Origin of the sequence: Halobaculum magnesiiphilum, from assembly GCF_019823105.1 — an archaeon.
Taxonomy (GTDB): Archaea; Halobacteriota; Halobacteria; order Halobacteriales; family Haloferacaceae; genus Halobaculum; species Halobaculum magnesiiphilum.
Genome location: NZ_CP081958.1, coordinates 509,316 through 526,006, shown reverse-complemented (window position 1 = coordinate 526,006; position 16,691 = coordinate 509,316). Strand labels below are relative to the sequence as shown.

18 protein-coding genes are annotated in these 16,691 nt (G+C 70.7%); 7 read left to right on the top strand and 11 right to left on the bottom strand.

Features of this window, described 5'->3' with window-relative positions:
* Window positions 1-31: 31 nt before the first annotated feature.
* From K6T50_RS02795 to K6T50_RS02785, 3 genes are all read right to left on the bottom strand, one after another.
* Entirely contained in the window at window positions 32-961 is a 930-nt protein-coding gene (locus tag K6T50_RS02795; RefSeq protein WP_222607910.1) for a class 1 fructose-bisphosphatase, read from the bottom strand.
* Complete coding sequence (locus K6T50_RS02790) at window positions 961-1,776, bottom strand: class I fructose-bisphosphate aldolase (RefSeq protein ID WP_222607909.1); 816 nt, start codon at window positions 1,774-1,776, stop codon at window positions 961-963. Before K6T50_RS02790 ends, K6T50_RS02795 begins: the two co-directional genes overlap by 1 nt.
* Before the next feature lie 86 nt (window positions 1,777-1,862).
* Window positions 1,863-2,600, bottom strand: a complete 738-nt coding sequence (locus K6T50_RS02785) for a DUF7409 domain-containing protein (protein WP_222607908.1) — start codon at window positions 2,598-2,600, stop codon at window positions 1,863-1,865.
* A 137-nt stretch (window positions 2,601-2,737) separates the two neighbouring features.
* Here K6T50_RS02785 and K6T50_RS02780 point away from each other — a divergent pair, with 137 nt between their 5' ends.
* From K6T50_RS02780 to K6T50_RS02760, 5 genes are all read left to right on the top strand, one after another.
* On the top strand, window positions 2,738-3,595 hold the full coding sequence (locus K6T50_RS02780) for a 3-hydroxyacyl-CoA dehydrogenase family protein (RefSeq protein WP_222607907.1): 858 nt from the start codon (window positions 2,738-2,740) through the stop codon (window positions 3,593-3,595).
* A gap of 117 nt (window positions 3,596-3,712) precedes the next feature.
* Window positions 3,713-4,714: a phosphomevalonate decarboxylase MvaD gene (mvaD, locus tag K6T50_RS02775; protein WP_222607906.1), complete on the top strand. Its 1,002-nt coding sequence runs from the start codon at window positions 3,713-3,715 to the stop codon at window positions 4,712-4,714.
* Window positions 4,715-5,018: 304 nt separating this feature from the next.
* Window positions 5,019-6,161, top strand: a complete 1,143-nt coding sequence (locus K6T50_RS02770; RefSeq protein WP_222607905.1) for an NAD(P)/FAD-dependent oxidoreductase — start codon at window positions 5,019-5,021, stop codon at window positions 6,159-6,161.
* A gap of 104 nt (window positions 6,162-6,265) precedes the next feature.
* A complete protein-coding gene (locus K6T50_RS02765) occupies window positions 6,266-6,415 on the top strand; it encodes a rubrerythrin-like domain-containing protein (RefSeq protein ID WP_222607904.1) in 150 nt (49 codons plus the stop codon).
* A gap of 84 nt (window positions 6,416-6,499) precedes the next feature.
* Window positions 6,500-9,337 (top strand): DEAD/DEAH box helicase, encoded by a 2,838-nt coding sequence (locus K6T50_RS02760; protein WP_222607903.1) that lies wholly within the window; start codon window positions 6,500-6,502, stop codon window positions 9,335-9,337.
* A 59-nt stretch (window positions 9,338-9,396) separates the two neighbouring features.
* Here the strand turns inward: K6T50_RS02760 and K6T50_RS02755 are convergent, their stop codons facing one another.
* On the bottom strand, window positions 9,397-10,089 hold the full coding sequence (locus K6T50_RS02755) for a YqjF family protein (protein WP_222607902.1): 693 nt from the start codon (window positions 10,087-10,089) through the stop codon (window positions 9,397-9,399).
* Window positions 10,090-10,135: 46 nt separating this feature from the next.
* Entirely contained in the window at window positions 10,136-10,525 is a 390-nt protein-coding gene (locus K6T50_RS02750) for a DUF7522 family protein (RefSeq protein ID WP_222607901.1), read from the bottom strand.
* 148 nt (window positions 10,526-10,673) lie between these two features.
* Between K6T50_RS02750 and K6T50_RS02745 the strand changes: the two genes are divergently transcribed.
* On the top strand, window positions 10,674-11,429 hold the full coding sequence (locus K6T50_RS02745) for a class I SAM-dependent methyltransferase (RefSeq protein ID WP_222607900.1): 756 nt from the start codon (window positions 10,674-10,676) through the stop codon (window positions 11,427-11,429).
* Between the two features lie 28 nt (window positions 11,430-11,457).
* Here K6T50_RS02745 and K6T50_RS02740 read toward each other — a convergent pair whose 3' ends face one another.
* The 4 genes from K6T50_RS02740 to thyA all read right to left on the bottom strand — a co-directional run bounded on the left by K6T50_RS02740 (window position 11,458) and on the right by thyA (window position 14,584).
* The gene (locus tag K6T50_RS02740) at window positions 11,458-11,865 is read right to left on the bottom strand and encodes a tautomerase family protein (protein ID WP_222607899.1); all 408 of its coding nucleotides are present in this window, start codon (window positions 11,863-11,865) and stop codon (window positions 11,458-11,460) included.
* 52 nt (window positions 11,866-11,917) lie between these two features.
* Window positions 11,918-12,928 carry a lamin tail domain-containing protein gene (locus K6T50_RS02735; protein WP_222607898.1) on the bottom strand — a complete coding sequence of 337 codons (1,011 nt, stop codon included), beginning with the start codon at window positions 12,926-12,928 and terminating at the stop codon, window positions 11,918-11,920.
* 70 nt (window positions 12,929-12,998) lie between these two features.
* Window positions 12,999-13,577 carry a dihydrofolate reductase gene (locus K6T50_RS02730; protein ID WP_222607897.1) on the bottom strand — a complete coding sequence of 193 codons (579 nt, stop codon included), beginning with the start codon at window positions 13,575-13,577 and terminating at the stop codon, window positions 12,999-13,001.
* A complete protein-coding gene (gene thyA, locus K6T50_RS02725; RefSeq protein WP_222607896.1) occupies window positions 13,577-14,584 on the bottom strand; it encodes a thymidylate synthase in 1,008 nt (335 codons plus the stop codon). Before thyA ends, K6T50_RS02730 begins: the two co-directional genes overlap by 1 nt.
* Before the next feature lie 96 nt (window positions 14,585-14,680).
* Between thyA and K6T50_RS02720 the strand changes: the two genes are divergently transcribed.
* On the top strand, window positions 14,681-15,307 hold the full coding sequence (locus K6T50_RS02720) for an MBL fold metallo-hydrolase (RefSeq protein ID WP_222607895.1): 627 nt from the start codon (window positions 14,681-14,683) through the stop codon (window positions 15,305-15,307).
* Window positions 15,308-15,383: 76 nt separating this feature from the next.
* Here the strand turns inward: K6T50_RS02720 and K6T50_RS02715 are convergent, their stop codons facing one another.
* Both K6T50_RS02715 and K6T50_RS02710 read right to left on the bottom strand, forming a co-directional pair.
* Window positions 15,384-16,223: an ATPase gene (locus K6T50_RS02715; protein WP_222607894.1), complete on the bottom strand. Its 840-nt coding sequence runs from the start codon at window positions 16,221-16,223 to the stop codon at window positions 15,384-15,386.
* The gene (locus K6T50_RS02710) at window positions 16,220-16,579 is read right to left on the bottom strand and encodes a DUF5827 family protein (RefSeq protein ID WP_222607893.1); all 360 of its coding nucleotides are present in this window, start codon (window positions 16,577-16,579) and stop codon (window positions 16,220-16,222) included. Before K6T50_RS02710 ends, K6T50_RS02715 begins: the two co-directional genes overlap by 4 nt.
* Between the last annotated feature and the right edge of the window lie 112 nt (window positions 16,580-16,691).

Genomic DNA, 16,691 nt, shown 5'->3' with positions numbered 1-16,691 from the left:
CCGACGTGTGGGTCTATCGGTTCGGGAAGCGCTATCGGGCTGGAACCTCGTCGAGCGCCGCTTCGAGCCGTTCGATCAGCGCCTCGTTCCCGACGTGGACCGGCACCCGCTGGTGGATCCCGGTCGCCTCCACGTCCAACAGCGACCGGGCGCCGTCGGAGGAGCGCCCGCCGGCGCCCTCCACGAGATATGCGACGGGGTTGCCCTCGAACTGGAGGCGGAGCTTCCCGTCGGGCGCGGACTCCAGCGCCGGGTACGCGAACACGCCGCCGTAGGAGAGCACCTGGCTCACGTCCGCGATCATCGCGCCGCCGTAGCGTAGCTTCAGCTCGTCCTCGATCTCGTCGACGTAGGTGGCGAAGTCGTCGGGCCAGTCGGGGACGCGCCCGCCGAAGCCGTAGACGGTCGGGTCGTCGGGGAGTTCGATCCGTTCCAGCTTCTCCCGGTCGCCCTCTCCGGTGACGAGGTACTCTCGGATCGTCGCGTCAGCGGGCGCGCCGACGCCGGCGACCATCGTCGTGACCGGGCCGTACAACACGAACCCGGCGCCGACGAGGTCGCGCCCGGAGGCCGGGAGGTCACCGTCGTAGATCGCGACGACCGTGCCCATCGGGTTGTTCGACTCCAGGTTCGAGGAGCCGTCCAGCGGGTCGACCGCGACCGACACCGCCCCGTCGCCCGTGTCGACCGTCGACTCGCGCTCCTCGCTGGCGTAGGTGCCGACGCCGTCGATGTCGCCCAACGTCGCCTCCAGCAGCTCGTCGGCGTACACGTCGGCCGCGAGCACGTCCTCGCCGGACGGGTTCTCGTCGTCGAGGTAGCGCCGTCGCCCCGGCAGCCCCGCGCGGATCTCGGGAGCCGCCGCGGCGACGGCCTCCAGTGTCGTCTCCGCGACGGCGACCGCGTCGGGATCGGCCGAGTCCGCGGCGCCGTCGCCGGGATCGGAGTCGGCTCCCTCCATCAGTCGTCGGCGACGGCGGAGGCGGAGGTGTGTTCGAGCGCCTCGTCGACGGACGCCTCCTCGAAGATGACCGCCTCCAGCGCGTCGAGGATCTCCTCGGGGTTCTCCCGCTGGAAGACGTTCCGGCCGACCGCGAGCCCCTTCGCGCCGCCGTCGATCGCGCCGGCGACCGTCTCCAGGAACGCGCGGTCGTCGGTCTTCGACCCGCCGGACATCACCACCTTCGTCGGGCCGGCCATCTCGGCCGCGTGAGCCATCGCCTCCGGCGATCCGGGGTACTTCACCTTCGCGATGTCGGCGCCGAGTTCGAGCCCGAGCCGGGCGGCGTACGCGATCGTGTCGGGGGCGGTGTCGTTCTTCAGCCCCTGTCCGCGCGGGTACGACCACATCACGACGCCCATGTCGTGCTCGCGGGCCGCCTCCTGTGCGTCGCGGAACTCCTCGGCCATCTCCACCTCGTTGTTCGAGCCACCGTACAGCGTGAAGCCGATCGCGTCGGCGCCGAGCTCGGCGGCGTACTCGACCGACCAGTTCACGGCGGAGTCTGGCTCGCCCATCCAGAGGTTCGAGGTGCCGTTGAGCTTCGCCAACAGCGCCACGTCGTCGTCGTAGCTGGGGTAGTGCGCCTCCGCGACGCCCTTCCCGACCGCGAGCGCCGTCACCGCGTCGTGGGTCGCCAGCTCGAACACCCGCTCGGGATCGGCCGTTTCCGGGTTCGGCTCGAAGTCCACCGGGCCGTGTTCGATCCCGTGGTCGTACGCGAGAATGAGCGCCTTACCGTCCCGGGTGATCGCCGCGTCCGCGTCGGGGAGCATGTATGATTCCGCCACGCCATCGATGATAAATCAAATGGTGTACGAGGATTGATATTTACTCGGCAGCGAGTATCGCCTTCCGTCGATCAGTCGACGTGTTCGGCGGCCGCGTCGCGGAGTTCTGCCACGTGCGCGGCGTCGCGATCGAGGGCCTCGCCGATCTCCTCTGGGTCGGCGATGGCGAGCGCGCGTGCGGAGGTGATCCCCGCCTCCGCGAGGTCGGCTGCGTCCCGATCGTTGACCCCCGCTACGTCGACAACTGGCGTCGGTCGGGAGCGCTCGCGCCACGCGGACTCCGCGGCGACGGGGTCGCCCGAGCCGTCGGTTTTCGTGCCCGACGCGTCGCCGCGGGCGGAGGCGGCGACCCACGCCCGTTCGGCGGCCTCCCCGTCGTCCGTCTCCTCGTCGTCGGTCGTGGCCGCGGTGTCGTCGTTGGCCGTGGCAGCAGCGTCGTCGGTGTCGACCCGAACGTCGTCGTCAGTGTCGTCGCCGCCCGCACCGCCCTCCGCGGCGTCGGATCCCTCGGAGTCCTGGCCCTGCCAGTCGCCGGACGAGGCGGCGACCCACGCCCGTTCGGCGTCGCCGAGACCACGGACCTGGCTCGAGCGGCGGGCGAGGTCCTCGCCCTCCGACTCGAACGACCACGCCAGCGAGTGCTCACGACGGATGCGAGCGGCGACGCCCGGATTCACCCCGGCGTCGATCAGCATCCGGTAGGAGACGGCCTTCTCGCGAACGTCCGCCGCGCCGAACGGCGCGTCCGCGAGGACCGCGGCCGTCGCCGGCCCCACGAATTTCAACTCCCTGACATCCTCATCCCCCACACCTGGTCACCTGTCGGATGCGTCGGACCCGGACGGTTTAATCTTTCTGCGCACATTCTCATTCGTGGATAATTCCGTCGGCGTTCCCTCGCTGCCGCTCCGCTACGCTTACGGTGACCGCCGGGGCATCACCTCCCATGCGCGGACTCTCGGATATTCGGACGGTCGGCGTCGTCGGCGCGGGAACCATGGGCAACGGCATCGCCCAGGTCGCCGCGACCGCCGGCTACGACGTGGTGATGCGCGACATCGAACGACGGTTCGTCGACAACGGGCTGGAGTCGATCGAGTCGTCGCTGTCCCGGCTCGACGCGAAGGACGAACTCGACGAGTCGCCCGAGGCCATCCAGGACCGGATCACGGGAACGACAGCCATCGGCGATCTCGCCGACGCCGACCTCGTGGTCGAGGCGGCGCTCGAGGACATGGAGGTGAAGCAGGACATCTTCGGGGACCTCGAGGACGTGACCGACGACGATGTCGTGCTCGCCACGAACACCTCGACGCTCTCCATCACGACAATCGCCTCGGCGACCGACCGCGAGGACCTCGTCGTCGGCCTCCACTTCATGAACCCCGTCCCGATCATGGCGGGCGTCGAGGTCGTCACCGGCGAGAAGACGGCCGCCGAGGTGACGGATCTGGCGCACGCGTTCGCCGAGGACCTCGGAAAGGAGACCTGGGAGAGCGACGACAAGCCCGGGTTCGTCACCAACCGCGTGCTCATGCCGTGGATCAACGAGGGGATCCGCGCATACGACGAGGGCGTCGCCTCGAAGGAGGACATGGACAAGGGGATGAAGCTCGGTACGAACGTCCCGATGGGCCCGCTCGAACTGGCCGACCACATCGGCCTCGACATCTGTCTCGACGCAAGCGAGACGCTCCACGAGGAGCTTGGCGACCGCTACAAGCCGGCGTACCTCCTCAAGCGGAAGGTCGCCGCCGGCGACCTCGGCAAGAAGACCGGCAAGGGGTTCTACGAGTACGAGTGACGCGGGCCGGCCGCCGTCGACGCCGACGCGGTCCCGGACACGGCACCGCTGCCGACGCCGACGGTCCGGATACGACCATTCGGAACGACTAACCACCCGCCCGCCCGTTCGGCGGGTATGAAGGCCACGGCGACGGCCCACCCCATTCAGGGCCTCGTGAAGTACCACGGGATGCGCGACGCCGAGCGGCGGCTCCCGTACCACGACTCGATCAGCCTCTGTACGGCCCCCTCGCGGACGACGACGACCGTCGAGTGGGAACCGGACGGTGCACCCGACGACGACGAGTACCGCATCGACGGCGAGGTCGTCGACGGCCGCGGCGCCGAGCGTATCGGGATGGTCGCCGACCACGTCCGCGACCTCGCGGACCTGGACGCCGCCGTCCGCGTCGAGTCGGAGAACTCCTTCCCGTCGAACGTCGGCTTCGGCTCCTCCTCATCGGGCTTCGCCGCGCTGGCGATGTCGCTCGTGGAAGCCGCGGGGCTCGACATGACGCGCCCCGAGATATCGACGGTCGCGCGCCGCGGCTCCTCGTCGGCAGCGCGCGCGGTTACCGGCGCGTACTCGGTGCTGTACGCCGGGATGAACGACGAGGACTGCCGCTCGGAGCGTCTCGATGTCGGCGTCGGTCCCGACGGCTTCGACCCGGAGGAGGACCTCCGCGTCGTGACGGCGCTCGTTCCCGCGTACAAGGAGACCGAGGAGGCCCACCGCGAGGCGGAGGCGAGCCACATGTTCGACGCCCGGATGGCCCACGTCCACGAGCAGCTCCAGCGGATGCGCGACCGCCTTCGCACCGGGGAGTTCTCGGGCATCTTCGAGATCGCCGAGCACGACTCGCTGTCGCTGACGGCGACGACGATGACCGGCCCCGCCGGCTGGGTGTACTGGCAGCCCGAGACCATCGCCGTGTTCAACGCCGTCCGCGAGCTCCGACAGGAGGAAGACGTGCCGGTGTACTTCTCGACGGACACCGGCGCGAGCGTCTACGTCAACACGCCCGCCGAGCACGCCGAGCGCGTCGAGGAGCGCGTCGCCGAGGTCGGCGTCGAGACCGACATCTGGGAGGTCGGCGGCCCGGCGCGCGTCCTCGGCGAGTCGAAGGCGCTGTTCTGATCCGGGGACACCGCTCCGAACTTCGTGAACGGGTGGGGACACAGGTCCGGCGAACGCGGAGCCGTCGCTGCGCCCCGGGCTGACAGGCGGCGCGGCTGCGTCCGGGGACGACGGGGCGCGGTCGTCTCGGCCCCGTCGGTCGTCCCCGCCCCCCGCGAGCGGTGCGCCGCACACCCGCTCGTCGCCCGCGGGTCGACCTCAGGTCACGGAGCTGCTGGTTCCGGCTTGATATGTGAACGTTCGGACGAACCGACGAGCGCGACGCCCGTCACGCCCTTACCCGCGGCGGCCGTACCCGAACCGAATGCACGTCGTCGTTCTCGGCGCCGGCTACGCCGGCGTCGCCCTGACCCGCAGGCTCGAATCCCGGCTCCCGTCGGCGGTCGACATCACCCTCGTCAACGACGGCGAGGAGCACGTCCTCGTCCACGAGACCCACCGCGCGATCCGCCGCCCCGCGGTCGCCGACGCGATCTCGGTTCCCTTGAGGGACCTGCTCGACCGCGCGGAGTTGGTCGTCGACCGCGTCGTCGACGTGGACGCGGGGGCGGGCCGCGCGGAGTTGGCCGACGGCGACGCGATCGAGTGGGACTTCGGGGCGGTTTGTCTCGGCTCAGAGACCGCCTACTACGGGATCGAGGGGCTGCACGAGCATGCGACGCCGATGAAGTCGCTCGACGACGCCGCCGCGATCCGGGAGCGGTTCCTCGACGTGGCCGACGGCGGCGGCCGCGTCGTGGTCGGCGGGGCCGGCCTGTCCGGCGTGCAGGTCGCCGGCGAGCTCGCCGCGCTGGCCCGCGAGGAGGGGGTGGAGGTGCCCGACGACGTGGAGATCGCCCTGGTGGAACAGTTGGACGAGGTCGCCCCGAACTTCCCCGCGAGTTTCGGCCGGGCGATCCGGGAGCAATTGGAGGCGCGCGGCGTCGACGTGGAGACCGGCACCGCCGTCGAGGCGGTGTTCGACGACCGGATCGTCACCGACGCGGGCGATCTCCGCTATGACCAACTCGTCTGGACCGGCGGCATCGCCGGCGACGACGCCCTCGACGGCGACCGACCCGTCGTCCGGGCGGACCTCCGGCTCACTGACCGCACGTTCGCGTTAGGCGACGCCGCCCGCGTCGTCGACGCCGACGGCGAGGCGGTTCCCGCGTCCGCGTCGGCGGCGGTGCGGGAGGCGAAGACGGCCGCCGAGAACGTCGGCCGGCTGGTCGACCACGAGCTGTCTGCCTCCCCGGACGACTTCGCGCCGCGGCTCGCCAGTTATCGCTTCGACGTGCCCGGGTGGCTCGTCTCCGTCGGCGACGGCGCCGTCGCGCAGTTGGGACCGACAGTGCTCACCGGCGCGGCCGCGAAGGCGTCGAAGGCGGGCGTCGGCGCCGGCTACCTCACCTCGGTGGGCGCCGTTCGCAAGGCCGTCGAGTTGGCCGAGGAGGAGCTGCTGTAGCGGATAGAAATGGACGTTCGTTCACCGTCACTCCTTTTACACCTAGTACTACTCATAGTGATTCGCAGGAAACAGTTACAACCTCGGGGATGATACGGTGTGACATGCCGACAAACGATATCGACCCCTATACCCCGTCTGAGGGCGTGTTCGAGTGCCTCGGCTGCGGAACGCGGACCCGGTCGAACAGCCACCCGGGGACGTGTCCGGAGTGCGACGGCGCCGTCCGAAACATCGCCGTCAGCCGGGAGTAACGCGCGGTCCGAGCGCCGGGAACGAGGCGGCCGGCAAGCGCCGGGAGCGCGACGCTTAACCGGCTCGCGACGCAATCCGCGTCGATGAGCGACACGCCGCGAGCGACGGGGATGGACGCCTTCGCGGCGCTGGGCGAGGAGGTGCGATCGGCCCTCTCCGAGCGGGGGTTCGCGACGCCGACGGCGCCGCAGCGACGGGCGATCCCGCCGCTTGCGGACGGAAAGGACGCCCTCGTCATCGCCCCGACCGGGACCGGCAAGACGGAGACGGCGATGCTGCCCGTGCTGTCGGCATTGGCGGAGACTCGCCCCGAGGGGCTCGGCGCGCTGTACGTGACGCCGCTGCGGGCGCTCAACCGCGACATGCGCGAGCGCCTGGAGTGGTGGGGCGACTACCTCGACCTCGACGTACAGGTTCGCCACGGCGACACCAGCGACTACCAGCGGAGCAAGCAGGCGAACGACCCGCCGGACGTGCTGGTGACGACGCCGGAGACGCTCCAGGCGATGTTGACGGGAGAGAAGCTCCGCGCGGCCCTCGCGGACGTGGATCACGTCGTCGTCGACGAGGTTCACGAGTTGGCGGCCTCGAAGCGGGGGGCGCAGTTGACCGTCGGCCTGGAGCGGGTCCGTCGACTCGCGGGCGACTTCCAGCGGATCGGCCTCTCGGCGACCGTCGGCGACCCGGAGGAGGTGGGGCGGTTCCTCACCGGCGACCGCGGCTGTGAGGTGATCGAGGTCGACGTGGGGAGCAAGGTCGAGTTCGACGTGGTGTCGCCGGCGACGACGCCCGAGGACGAACGCCTCGCCGGGAAGCTGGCGACGGACACCGACATCGCGAGCCACGTGCGGCTGATCCGCGACATCGTCCGCGAGCACGAGTCGGTCCTGATCTTCGTCAACACCCGACAGACCGCGGAGGCGCTCGGATCCCGGTTCAAGACGCTGGGGGAGCCGATCGGCGTCCATCACGGGTCGCTGTCGAAGGACGCCCGCATCGAGGTCGAGGACGCGTTCAAGGCCGGCGAGATAGCGGGCCTCGTGTGCACCTCGTCGATGGAGCTGGGGATCGACGTGGGACGGGTGGACCACGTCGTTCAGTACAACTCCCCGCGCGAGGTCGCACGCCTGCTCCAGCGCGTCGGCCGCGCGGGCCACCGCCGCGACGAGACCAGCCACGGCACCGTCGTCACAGACGCCCCCGACGACACGATGGAGGCGCTGGCGATCGCCCGGCGGGCCGTCGCGGGCGAGGTCGAGGACTCCGGAATCCACCACGGCAGCCTCGACACGCTCGCGAACCAGATCGTCGGCCTCCTCATGGACATGGGCGAGGTCGACGCCCGCGAGGCGTACGAGCTGATCACCCGGGCGTACCCCTTCCGCGACCTCCCGGAGGAGACGTTCCGCGAGGTGGCGAGGGAGCTGTCGGGCAACCGCCTGCTGTGGATCGACGAGGAACGAGACGTGCTGGAGACCTCCGGCGGCACCTGGCAGTACTACTACCGGAACCTCTCGATGATCCCCGACGAGGAGACGTACGACGTGTACGATATCTCCTCGCGCCGGCAGATCGGCACGCTCGACGAACGGTTCGTCGTCAACTTCGCGGCGCCGGGGGAGGCGTTCATCCAGCGCGGGGAGCTGTGGCGCATCAACGACATCGACGACGAGGAGGCGGAGGTGAACGTGGCGCCCATCGAGGACCCCGCCGGCGAGGTGCCCTCCTGGACCGGTCAGGAGATCCCCGTCCCGCGCGCCGTCGCCGCGGAGGTCGGGGAGATGCGCGGCGTCGCCGAGCCGCAGTTCGCCGGCGGCGCCGACGCCGACGCGGTCGCCCGCGAGTTCGCCGGCCGCTATCCCGCCGAGGCCGACACCGTCTCGGTCGGCCTCGACACGGTCGGGCGCCACGTCGACGCCGGCCACCCGATGCCGACGGACGACCGGATCGTCGTGGAGGGACGGGGGCGGAGCATCGCCGTCAACGCCGCCTTCGGCCACGAGGTGAACCGTACCCTCGGGCGCCTCCTCTCTGCGCTCATCGGCCAACGGACCGGCTCGTCGGTCGGGATGGAGGCCGACCCCTACCGCGTCGAGCTGGAGGTGCCCAACGGCGTCACCCCCGGAACCGTCATCGAGGTGCTGGAGGAGACCGACCCGAAGCACGTCGAGGCCCTGCTCGAACTCGCCCTGAAGCACTCGGACACGCTGAAGTTCACGCTCGCGCACGTCGCCGCGAAGTTCGGCGCGCTCAAGCGCTACCAGGGGAACAAGCGCTTCGGCGGCGACCGCCTCATGGCCGCGCTGGAGGACACGCCCGTCTTCGACGAGGCGGTTCGGGAGGTGTTCCACACCGAACTCGCCGTCGAGGAGACCGCGGAGATGCTCGCGGACATCGACGAGGGCGAGGTGGAGGTCGTCGCCGCCCGCGAACGCACGCCGCTCGGGACGGACGGCCGCTCCTCGGGGCGGGAGTTCCTCGTCCCGGAGAACGCAGACGCCTCCGTGATCGAGACGATCCGCGACCGCATCATGGACGACCACGTGATCCAGCTGTGCGTCCACTGCGGCGAATGGAAGCAGCGGACGAAGGTCCGTCGCGTCCGCGACACGCCGGAGTGTCCCGAGTGTGGCTCCACCCGCATCGCCGCACTGAATCCGTGGGCCGACGAGGTCGTGAAGGCGGTCCGCGCGAGCGACAAGGACGACGAACAGGAGAAGCTGACCCGGAAGGCGAACCGCGCGGCGAACCTCGTGCAGGCGCACGGCAAGCAGGCGGTGATCGCGCTCGCCGCCCGCGGCGTCGGCCCGCACAACGCCGCGCGGATCATCGGGAAACTGCGCGAGGACGAGGACGACTTCTACCGCGACATCCTGAAACAGGAGCGCCAGTACGCGCGGACGAAGAGCTTCTGGGAGTAGTCGTCGCCCTCTGGAAGTAGTCGTCGCCCGCGACGCCTCACGTCCGTCCGCGGTTCCGCTTACAGCCGCTTGCTCCGCGACGTTACCACGTCCAACCCGGGGCTGTAGTGGTACACCGGGTCGGCGTCCGGCGTCGCGAAGCCGTGGGACTGCAGGAGGGTGTTCGTCGTCACGTCGGCCTCGGCGGGGTACAGCGTCCACGGATCGTGGTCCACGTCCGTGTAGCGGATCGATCCGTCCTGCGCCTCGGTGTAGAAGCGATAGCGTTCGACGAGGAACTCGGCGTGCGGGTCGTCGGGGGCGTCGAACGCATCGCCCGTCGGGCGGTAGGTCGCCTCGTAGCGCGCCGGCCGGCTGCCGGGGTGGAGGCGACGGCTCCGGAAGCGGACGCCGCCCGCGCCGTCCGAGTCGAGCGAGATCCGCGCGTAGTAGTACGGGAGGCGGTGGAACACCCGGGCGCCGACGACGCTGGCGACGCCCTGCGCGTCGAGGCTGAAGAAGTAGACGCTCGGGACGCCGTCGCGGGTGACGTACGTGCGGACGTTGAGCTCCGGGAGTCGGATGCCGGCGCCCTCCGGCATCCCCTTCGGCCGAACGGCGACGTTGGTGAACGGGACGACGGAGAGCCACGCCGAGCCGTCGTAGGTGTCCGGCTCCAGCCTCTCGGGAAGGTGCGCGTCCATCACGTCGGGGTCGACGGGCCAGTTCTCGAACAGGAGGTGTCGCCAGCCCATCTCGAGCGGGAGGACCATGCCGAAACTCGGTGCAGGAACGAGAAACGTCTTTGGGCGCTCGTCCTCAGTCCTCGCCTTCCCACTCCTCCAGCGTCGCGGAGACGGCGCTGGCGAGGTGGTTGAAGTCGCGAAGCTCCATGCCGTCGCTGGTGACGAGCACGCCCTTGTCGCGTCCGTCGATCCGGACGGCGTAGCCGTTCTCGAACACCCGAAGCGTGTAGCGGTACTCGCCCAACTCGGTGCCCGAGTAGCCGTCGCTGGCCATCGCGAAGTCCTGTCGCTCGGTGCCGATGAAGGCCATCAGGTCGGCGTCCTGCTCCAGGTCGTCACGGAGGTAGAGCTGCTCGTGGTCGGTCCGCGTGAAGAACGTCACCGAGCGGGCGTTGTCGCCGACCGTCGTCCGGCACGTCGACACGAGTCGGTCCGCGGCCTCGTCGGGCAGCAGTTGGGACATACCACCCGACTGCCGGCCGCGTCGGTAGTCGGTGTGGTAGCTGCCAACCTTGCCGGTTTCTGCGCCCTCGTTGTCCGTGCCCACCCACTATGTCATATGCTACCATCATTCACATATCGTTTTCCCGACCACTTCCGTCGTGGTCGGTATGTCGACCGCCGATCCCGGAGGCGACGCCGTCGAGGGCGACCGAACGGACCCGTTCGGCCGCGCGATCCGCGAGTTCGCGCGCGACGAGCAGACCGAGCCGCTGTGGTGCGTCGACGGCGCCGAGCGCGTCGAGCACCCGATCGAGGGGTTCTATTTCGCCGATCGCGACGAGTCGGCCTACGAGACGGTCGATTCCGACGGACTGACGGCGCCGCTGCTCGACCTGGGCGCCGGCGCCGGACGCGACGTGCTCCGGTTTCAGGAGCGCTACGAGGGGGAGGTGGTCGGGCTGGAGCCGTCCGCCCACCTCGTCGCGACGATGCGCGAGCGCGGCGTCGAGTCGGCGGTCCGGGGCGACATGTTCGCGCTGCGCGAGTCGTTCGACCGCGACCGCTTCCGCGGGGTGTACGCCCACGGCACCCAGCTCGGACTGGCGCGACCGCCGCACCGCCTCCGCGAGTTCCTCGCCGACCTCGCGTTCGTGACGACCGACGACGCCGTCGCCGTCGTCGACAACTACGACCCCGAGGCCGACGGCGCGCGCGACCTCCTCGGCTGGCGGCCGGACCCCACGCCGGGGATGGGCTACCGCGTGATGCACTTCGAGTACGAGGGGGACGTGGGCGACACCCTGCTGTTCCGGCCGTTCGCGCCCGACGTGCTCCGGGAGGCGTGCGTCGGCTCGGAGTGGCCGGTCGCGACGGTCCGGTACTCGAACGACCACCACTACGAGGCGGTGCTGCGGAAACCCTGAGAAACGGTGTTTCCGTGATCCGGGACCCCTACGAACCCTCGTCGCCGGCGACGCTCGCACCGTCGCGCTCGGCGGGGTCCCACGCGTCGAGCGGCTCCCCGCCGAGCACGAAGTCGGCGCCCTCGTGTTCGGTGAGGACGACGTACACCGTCCGCTCCGGAATCCCGAACCGGTCACCGAGTTCCGTGGTGAGGCGGCGGGCAAGCGCGTGTCGCTGGTCGACGGTCCGGCCGACGCGCACGTCCGCGTTCACGAGCGCGACCGGGTCGTCCTCCCCGGCCCCGCCCAACTGCGGGTCGCTCTCGACGACCGCCACGCCGACGTGGTCGGTTCCGGTGTCCATGACCTCGGCGTACGTCTCGGCGACCCAGTCGGCGAACGACGCGCGCTCGTCGTCGGTGACGGCGACCGAGAGGTCGAAGCGAAGATGTGGCACATGCGAACGATCCACGTGCGACGGATAGCTGTGTCGCCGGAGGCGGGGCGCCTCAGGTCGACCGCTCGGCGACGAGGTTTCCGTCCTCGTCGCGCAGTGTCACCGTCTCGCCGTCGTTGTTGAGCGTCGGTCGTTCCCGGCCCCAGTACAGGTCCGTCTCGGTGTCCTCGCCGCTGCCGACGTGGAGCGTGAGCGACGCGTCCGCGGGGAGCGTCACGCCGTCGGGGAACTCGTAGGTGAAGCCAGCCTCGTCCGACAGCGTCCACCCCGAGAGGTCGACCGGCTCGTCGCCGCGGTTCGTGAGGACGACGTACTCGTCGTTGAGGTTCTCACCGTCCTCGCCCTCGGCGTCGGCGTGGATCCGCGAGACGACGACCCCGTCGCCGGCGGGCGTCGCCGTCGCGGACGCGGTGGCGGTCGTCTCGTCGTCGCCGGCGGGGCCGGGCGTGCCGTCGCGGCAGGTCCACAGCCCGCGGTCGGCGGCCATCGCCCGCTCCTCGGCGGCGTAGAAGCGGTCGCCGCGTTCGAAGGACGAGTCGTACACGCGGGCCAGTCCGCGGTCGATCAGCGCGTAGTTGAACGACCCGCCGTCGTGGTGGACGTACACGAGCAGCCGGTCGTAGTACCCGCGACGTGGCTCGTTCGCGTCGAAGGCGATCGTCACCTCCTCGCCGAGCAGGCGGTTCTTCGCGTAGGCGCTGGCGCGGTCGGCGTACTCGCGGAGACACGCGCGACCAGCTTCGGTGTCCGGGACGCCCTCGAACTCGTCCGGGGAGTTCTCGCCGTAGATCTCGGGCGTGTCGACGCCAAGGAGGCGGGCCGTGTCGGTCGTGCCGTTCTCGTACTCGAACCGGAACGTGTCGCCGTCGACGATCTCGACGACGGTCACGCGGATGCCGTCCGCCGGCGGGGCGGCGGTGGCCGGCGTTCCGCCCGAACCGGGCGGCGCGGTCGCGGTGTCCCCGCCGCCGACGGTCGCGTCGCTGCCCGCCGGCCCGACGACACAACCCGCCAGCACGAGCAGGAGGCAGCAGGCGAGCGCGACGAGGCGGGGGCGAACCATGTTCGCTCGACGGATGGCGCGGCGGGCGGAAAGCCGTTCTGCATGGTGCGGCTGTCCTCGACCGCGCGCGCTACTCCCGGCGTTCGTAGACGACGAAGTCGAACGCGTCGTGTTCCCCCCGGTCGACCTCGACCCACTCACCCCGGTCGAACTCGGGAAATTCGGTGTCCCCCTCGTACGATTCGTGGACCTCCGTCAACACCAGTTCGTCCGCGAGCGGGAGGAACTGCCCGTAGACGGCGCCGCCGCCGGCGACGTACACGGTGTTGACGCCCCGTTCGGCGGCGTCGGCGCGGGCGGCCGCGAGCGCCTCCTCGACGGACCCGGCGACGATCACCTCCTCCGGGAGGTCCGGGTTCGACCGCGAGAGGACGACGTTCGTCCGGTCGGGGAGCGGGCCCCCGATGTCCCTCGCGATCGACTCGTACGTCCGCCGGCCCATGATCACGGGGTGTCCCGTGGTCGTCTCCTTGAAGTGGCGCATGTCCGCGGGGAAGTGCCACGGCATCCCGCCCTCGGCGCCGATGACGCCGTTGGCGGCGACGGCGGCGATGAGCGAAACGCGAATATCGCCGCCGCCGTCGGCGTCACCGCCCGCGTCGGCGCCGGCCGAAGGGGACCCGTCGGTCGGGCCGGGACCGTCCGGCATCACTCGGCGACCGCGAACTCGATGCCCGGTGCCGGGTCGTAGTCCAGCAGCTCGATGTCGTCGAACGCCAACTCGTCGAGCGGCTTGTCGGCGACGCGCAGCGTCGGCTTCTCGCGCGGCTCGCGGCCGAGCTGCCGCAGCAGCCCCGGAACGTGATCCTTCTTCTCGTCGCCGTCGGCCTCGGCGGGCGCGGTCTCCTCGACCCAGTCGGCCAGCCGCTCGTACTCCTCGCGCGACTCGGCGTCCGCGAGGCCGTCACGGAGCATCGCGCGGGCGTCGGCGTCGCCGTACCAGTCGCCGCGCTCGCCGGTGCCGCAGTAGACGTGGGCGTCGACGACGCTGTGGGCGAACGTCCCGGGTTCGAAACCGGTGCGCTGAGCGACGGCCGTCAGCAGGATCGAGTAGGCGGCGATGTTGAACGGGATGCCGAGCGCCAGATCGCCCGAGCGCTGAGTGAGATGAAGGTTCAGGCGGTCGCCCTGGACGTTGAACACGAAGGTGTAGTGACACGGCGGCAGCGTCGACACCGTGGCGTTCGCCGGGTGCCAGGCGTTGACGACGATCCGGCGCGACTGGGGGTTCTCCCGCAGCGTGTCGAGGACGTACGCCAGTTGGTCGAACGTGCGCTCGTCGTCGTTCATCCAGCGGTGGCTGTCGTCGGGCCACGTCTCGCCCTCCAGCCCCTCCTCGGGAACGGGGTAGCGCCGCCAGAAGCGGCCGTAGGCGGTGTCGAGGCGACCCTCCTCGTCGGCCCACGCGTCCCAGATACCCGTCTTCTCGCGGAGGTCTCGGATATGCTCCTCGCCCGAGAGGTACCACAGGAGCTCGTGAATGAGCGACTTCCAGCGGAAGCCCGAGAGGTCCTTCGTCGTGAGCAGCGGGAAGCCGTCGGCGAGGTCGGCCTCGTAGTGCGCCGAGAAGGACGAGAGCGTGTCGACGCCGGTCCGGTTCGGCTTGTGGGTGCCGTCCCGGATCACGTCCTCGACGGTCGAGAGGTACTGCTGCATACGCGAGAAGGGCGGGGCGTCCGTGATAGACCTACCGGACCCGGCCACCCGTCCGGAACGCCAACCCCCAAGACCCGCCGTCGCTTATCGTCGTCCATGATCCACAACCTCGCCGCCGGCGTGCAGGCGTTCACGAGCAACGCGTTCCTCGTCTCCGGCCCCGCGGGCGCCGACGCGCCCGCGACGGCCGACGACGGTGACCACGGCCGGCGCGTCCTCGTCGACACCGGGTCGAACTTCGATATCCTCCCGCTCGTCCGCGAACGCGTCGACGACCTCGACGCGATCGTCCTCACCCACACGCACCACGACCACGTCGGCAACGTCGAGGCCGTCCGCAACGCCTTCGGCGTCGAGACGTGGGGCTTCGACACGAGCCAGCCGAGCGTGGACAACGAGATCCCCGACGGCGGACGTGTCGATATGGGGCTCGGCAGCTACGAGGCGCTGCACACGCCCGGGCACAAGGACGACCACCTCTGCTTCTACGACGAGGACGCGGGCGTGCTGTTCGCGGGCGACCTGATCTTCCAGAACGGCGGCTTCGGGCGGACGGACCTGGAGGAGGGCGACCGCGACGCGCTGATCCGTAGCATCGACCGCGTGCGCGAGCGCGTCGACGGCGACGGCCTCCGGGAACTCCACGTCGGCCACGGGCCGAGCGTGCTGGATTCGCCGTTCGAGCACGTGGAACTCGCCGGGCGGGCGGCGCGAACGCGCTAGCTCCCGGATCGGTTCGGTCGGAGGGAAGTCGTGCCGGCCGGATCGAACCCGGGCTATCGGCCGGACCGGACCTGAGCTACCGGCCGCCGGCCGCCCCGAGAAGGTCATCGTACGCCGCCGAGTAGGCCGAGGCGACGGCGTCCGGGTCGGCCCGTTCCTCGTCCGTCAGCGGGCGGAGATCGTGCGTCGAGAGCGGATCGAGCATCTCGGTGACGCGCTCGACGCGGACCTCCAGCGTTCCCTCGTCGCGGCCGCCGGTCGCGGCCTCTCGGGCGAGCGCCCAACGGTCGCCGCCGTACACCCGACACCGGCCGGGGTCGACGACGGCGACGGCGTCGAAGGAGACCTCGCGCAGCGGGGTCGCCACGTCGCCGTACGACTCCACGAGCGCGACGCCCGCGTCGCCGGCGGACCGAACGTCCTCAGACAGTCGGTCGAGCGCTGGCAGGTGGAGGTCAGCCATCGCGTCGTTGACCGCCCGAACCGAGTCGACCTGGCGGGCGTCCGCGAGCGGGAGGTCCTCGCGGAGCCGAGACGGGATCTCGACGGTATCGTTCACCACCCACTCGTCGCCGTCGGCGGTCCGGACGCGGTCGACGAGGAACGTCCGCCCGGACTCGCCGAGCAGTCCGGTCTCGCCCGGTGTCGGTCGCCAGAGCCGGTGGATCGGGTTCCGGGTCTCGTGGCTCGCGTCGCTGTCGGCGGCCCGGAGCAGTCGGTCGATGTCCTTCCCGTACAGGCGGCTGTCGCCCGCCGCCTGGCGCACGTCGTCGTGGTCGAACCACCGGTCGTTGCCGGCGCGGGGCTTGAACACGCGCGTCCCCTCGCCGTCGGCGCGGAGCCGCGCCGCGAGCCCGACCGCGAACGTCGTCTTGCCGGCGTCCACCGGGTCCGCGCCGGCGACGAGGAGCCTCACTGCTCGTCCGGCGACGGGTCGTCCGGGTGTCCGGGGGCGTCGCCGGCGGTCGAGCCGTCGTCGTTGCCATCGGCGCCAGCGAGATCCTCGGGTCGCCGCAGGCCGTAGTACCCCGGCTCGTCGTCCCCGCGCGGTTCCGCGACGACGAGGTCTTCGGCGTTCGTCATGATCCACGGGATCGCCCAGTCGAGCAGCACCTCCTCGGTCCCTTCGTCGATCTCGGCGTCGGGCTCCAGCCCCTGCAGGAGCCGTGCGATCTCGTAGACTGTGTACATTCGGTCCGGCTCGAACAGCTCCGCGGGCGTGTAGAAGTCGCATGGGTACAGCCCGGGGAACTCGGCTTTCTCGATCGGCATACCCGACCGTAGCCCCGCCCGTCGCTAAAACGCGGCGGGTTGCGGGAGGCGTCCCCGTCGCCGGCGACGCGCGGGAGACCGGCCACGTCGAGAAGTCGGCCTCCGTCGAGAG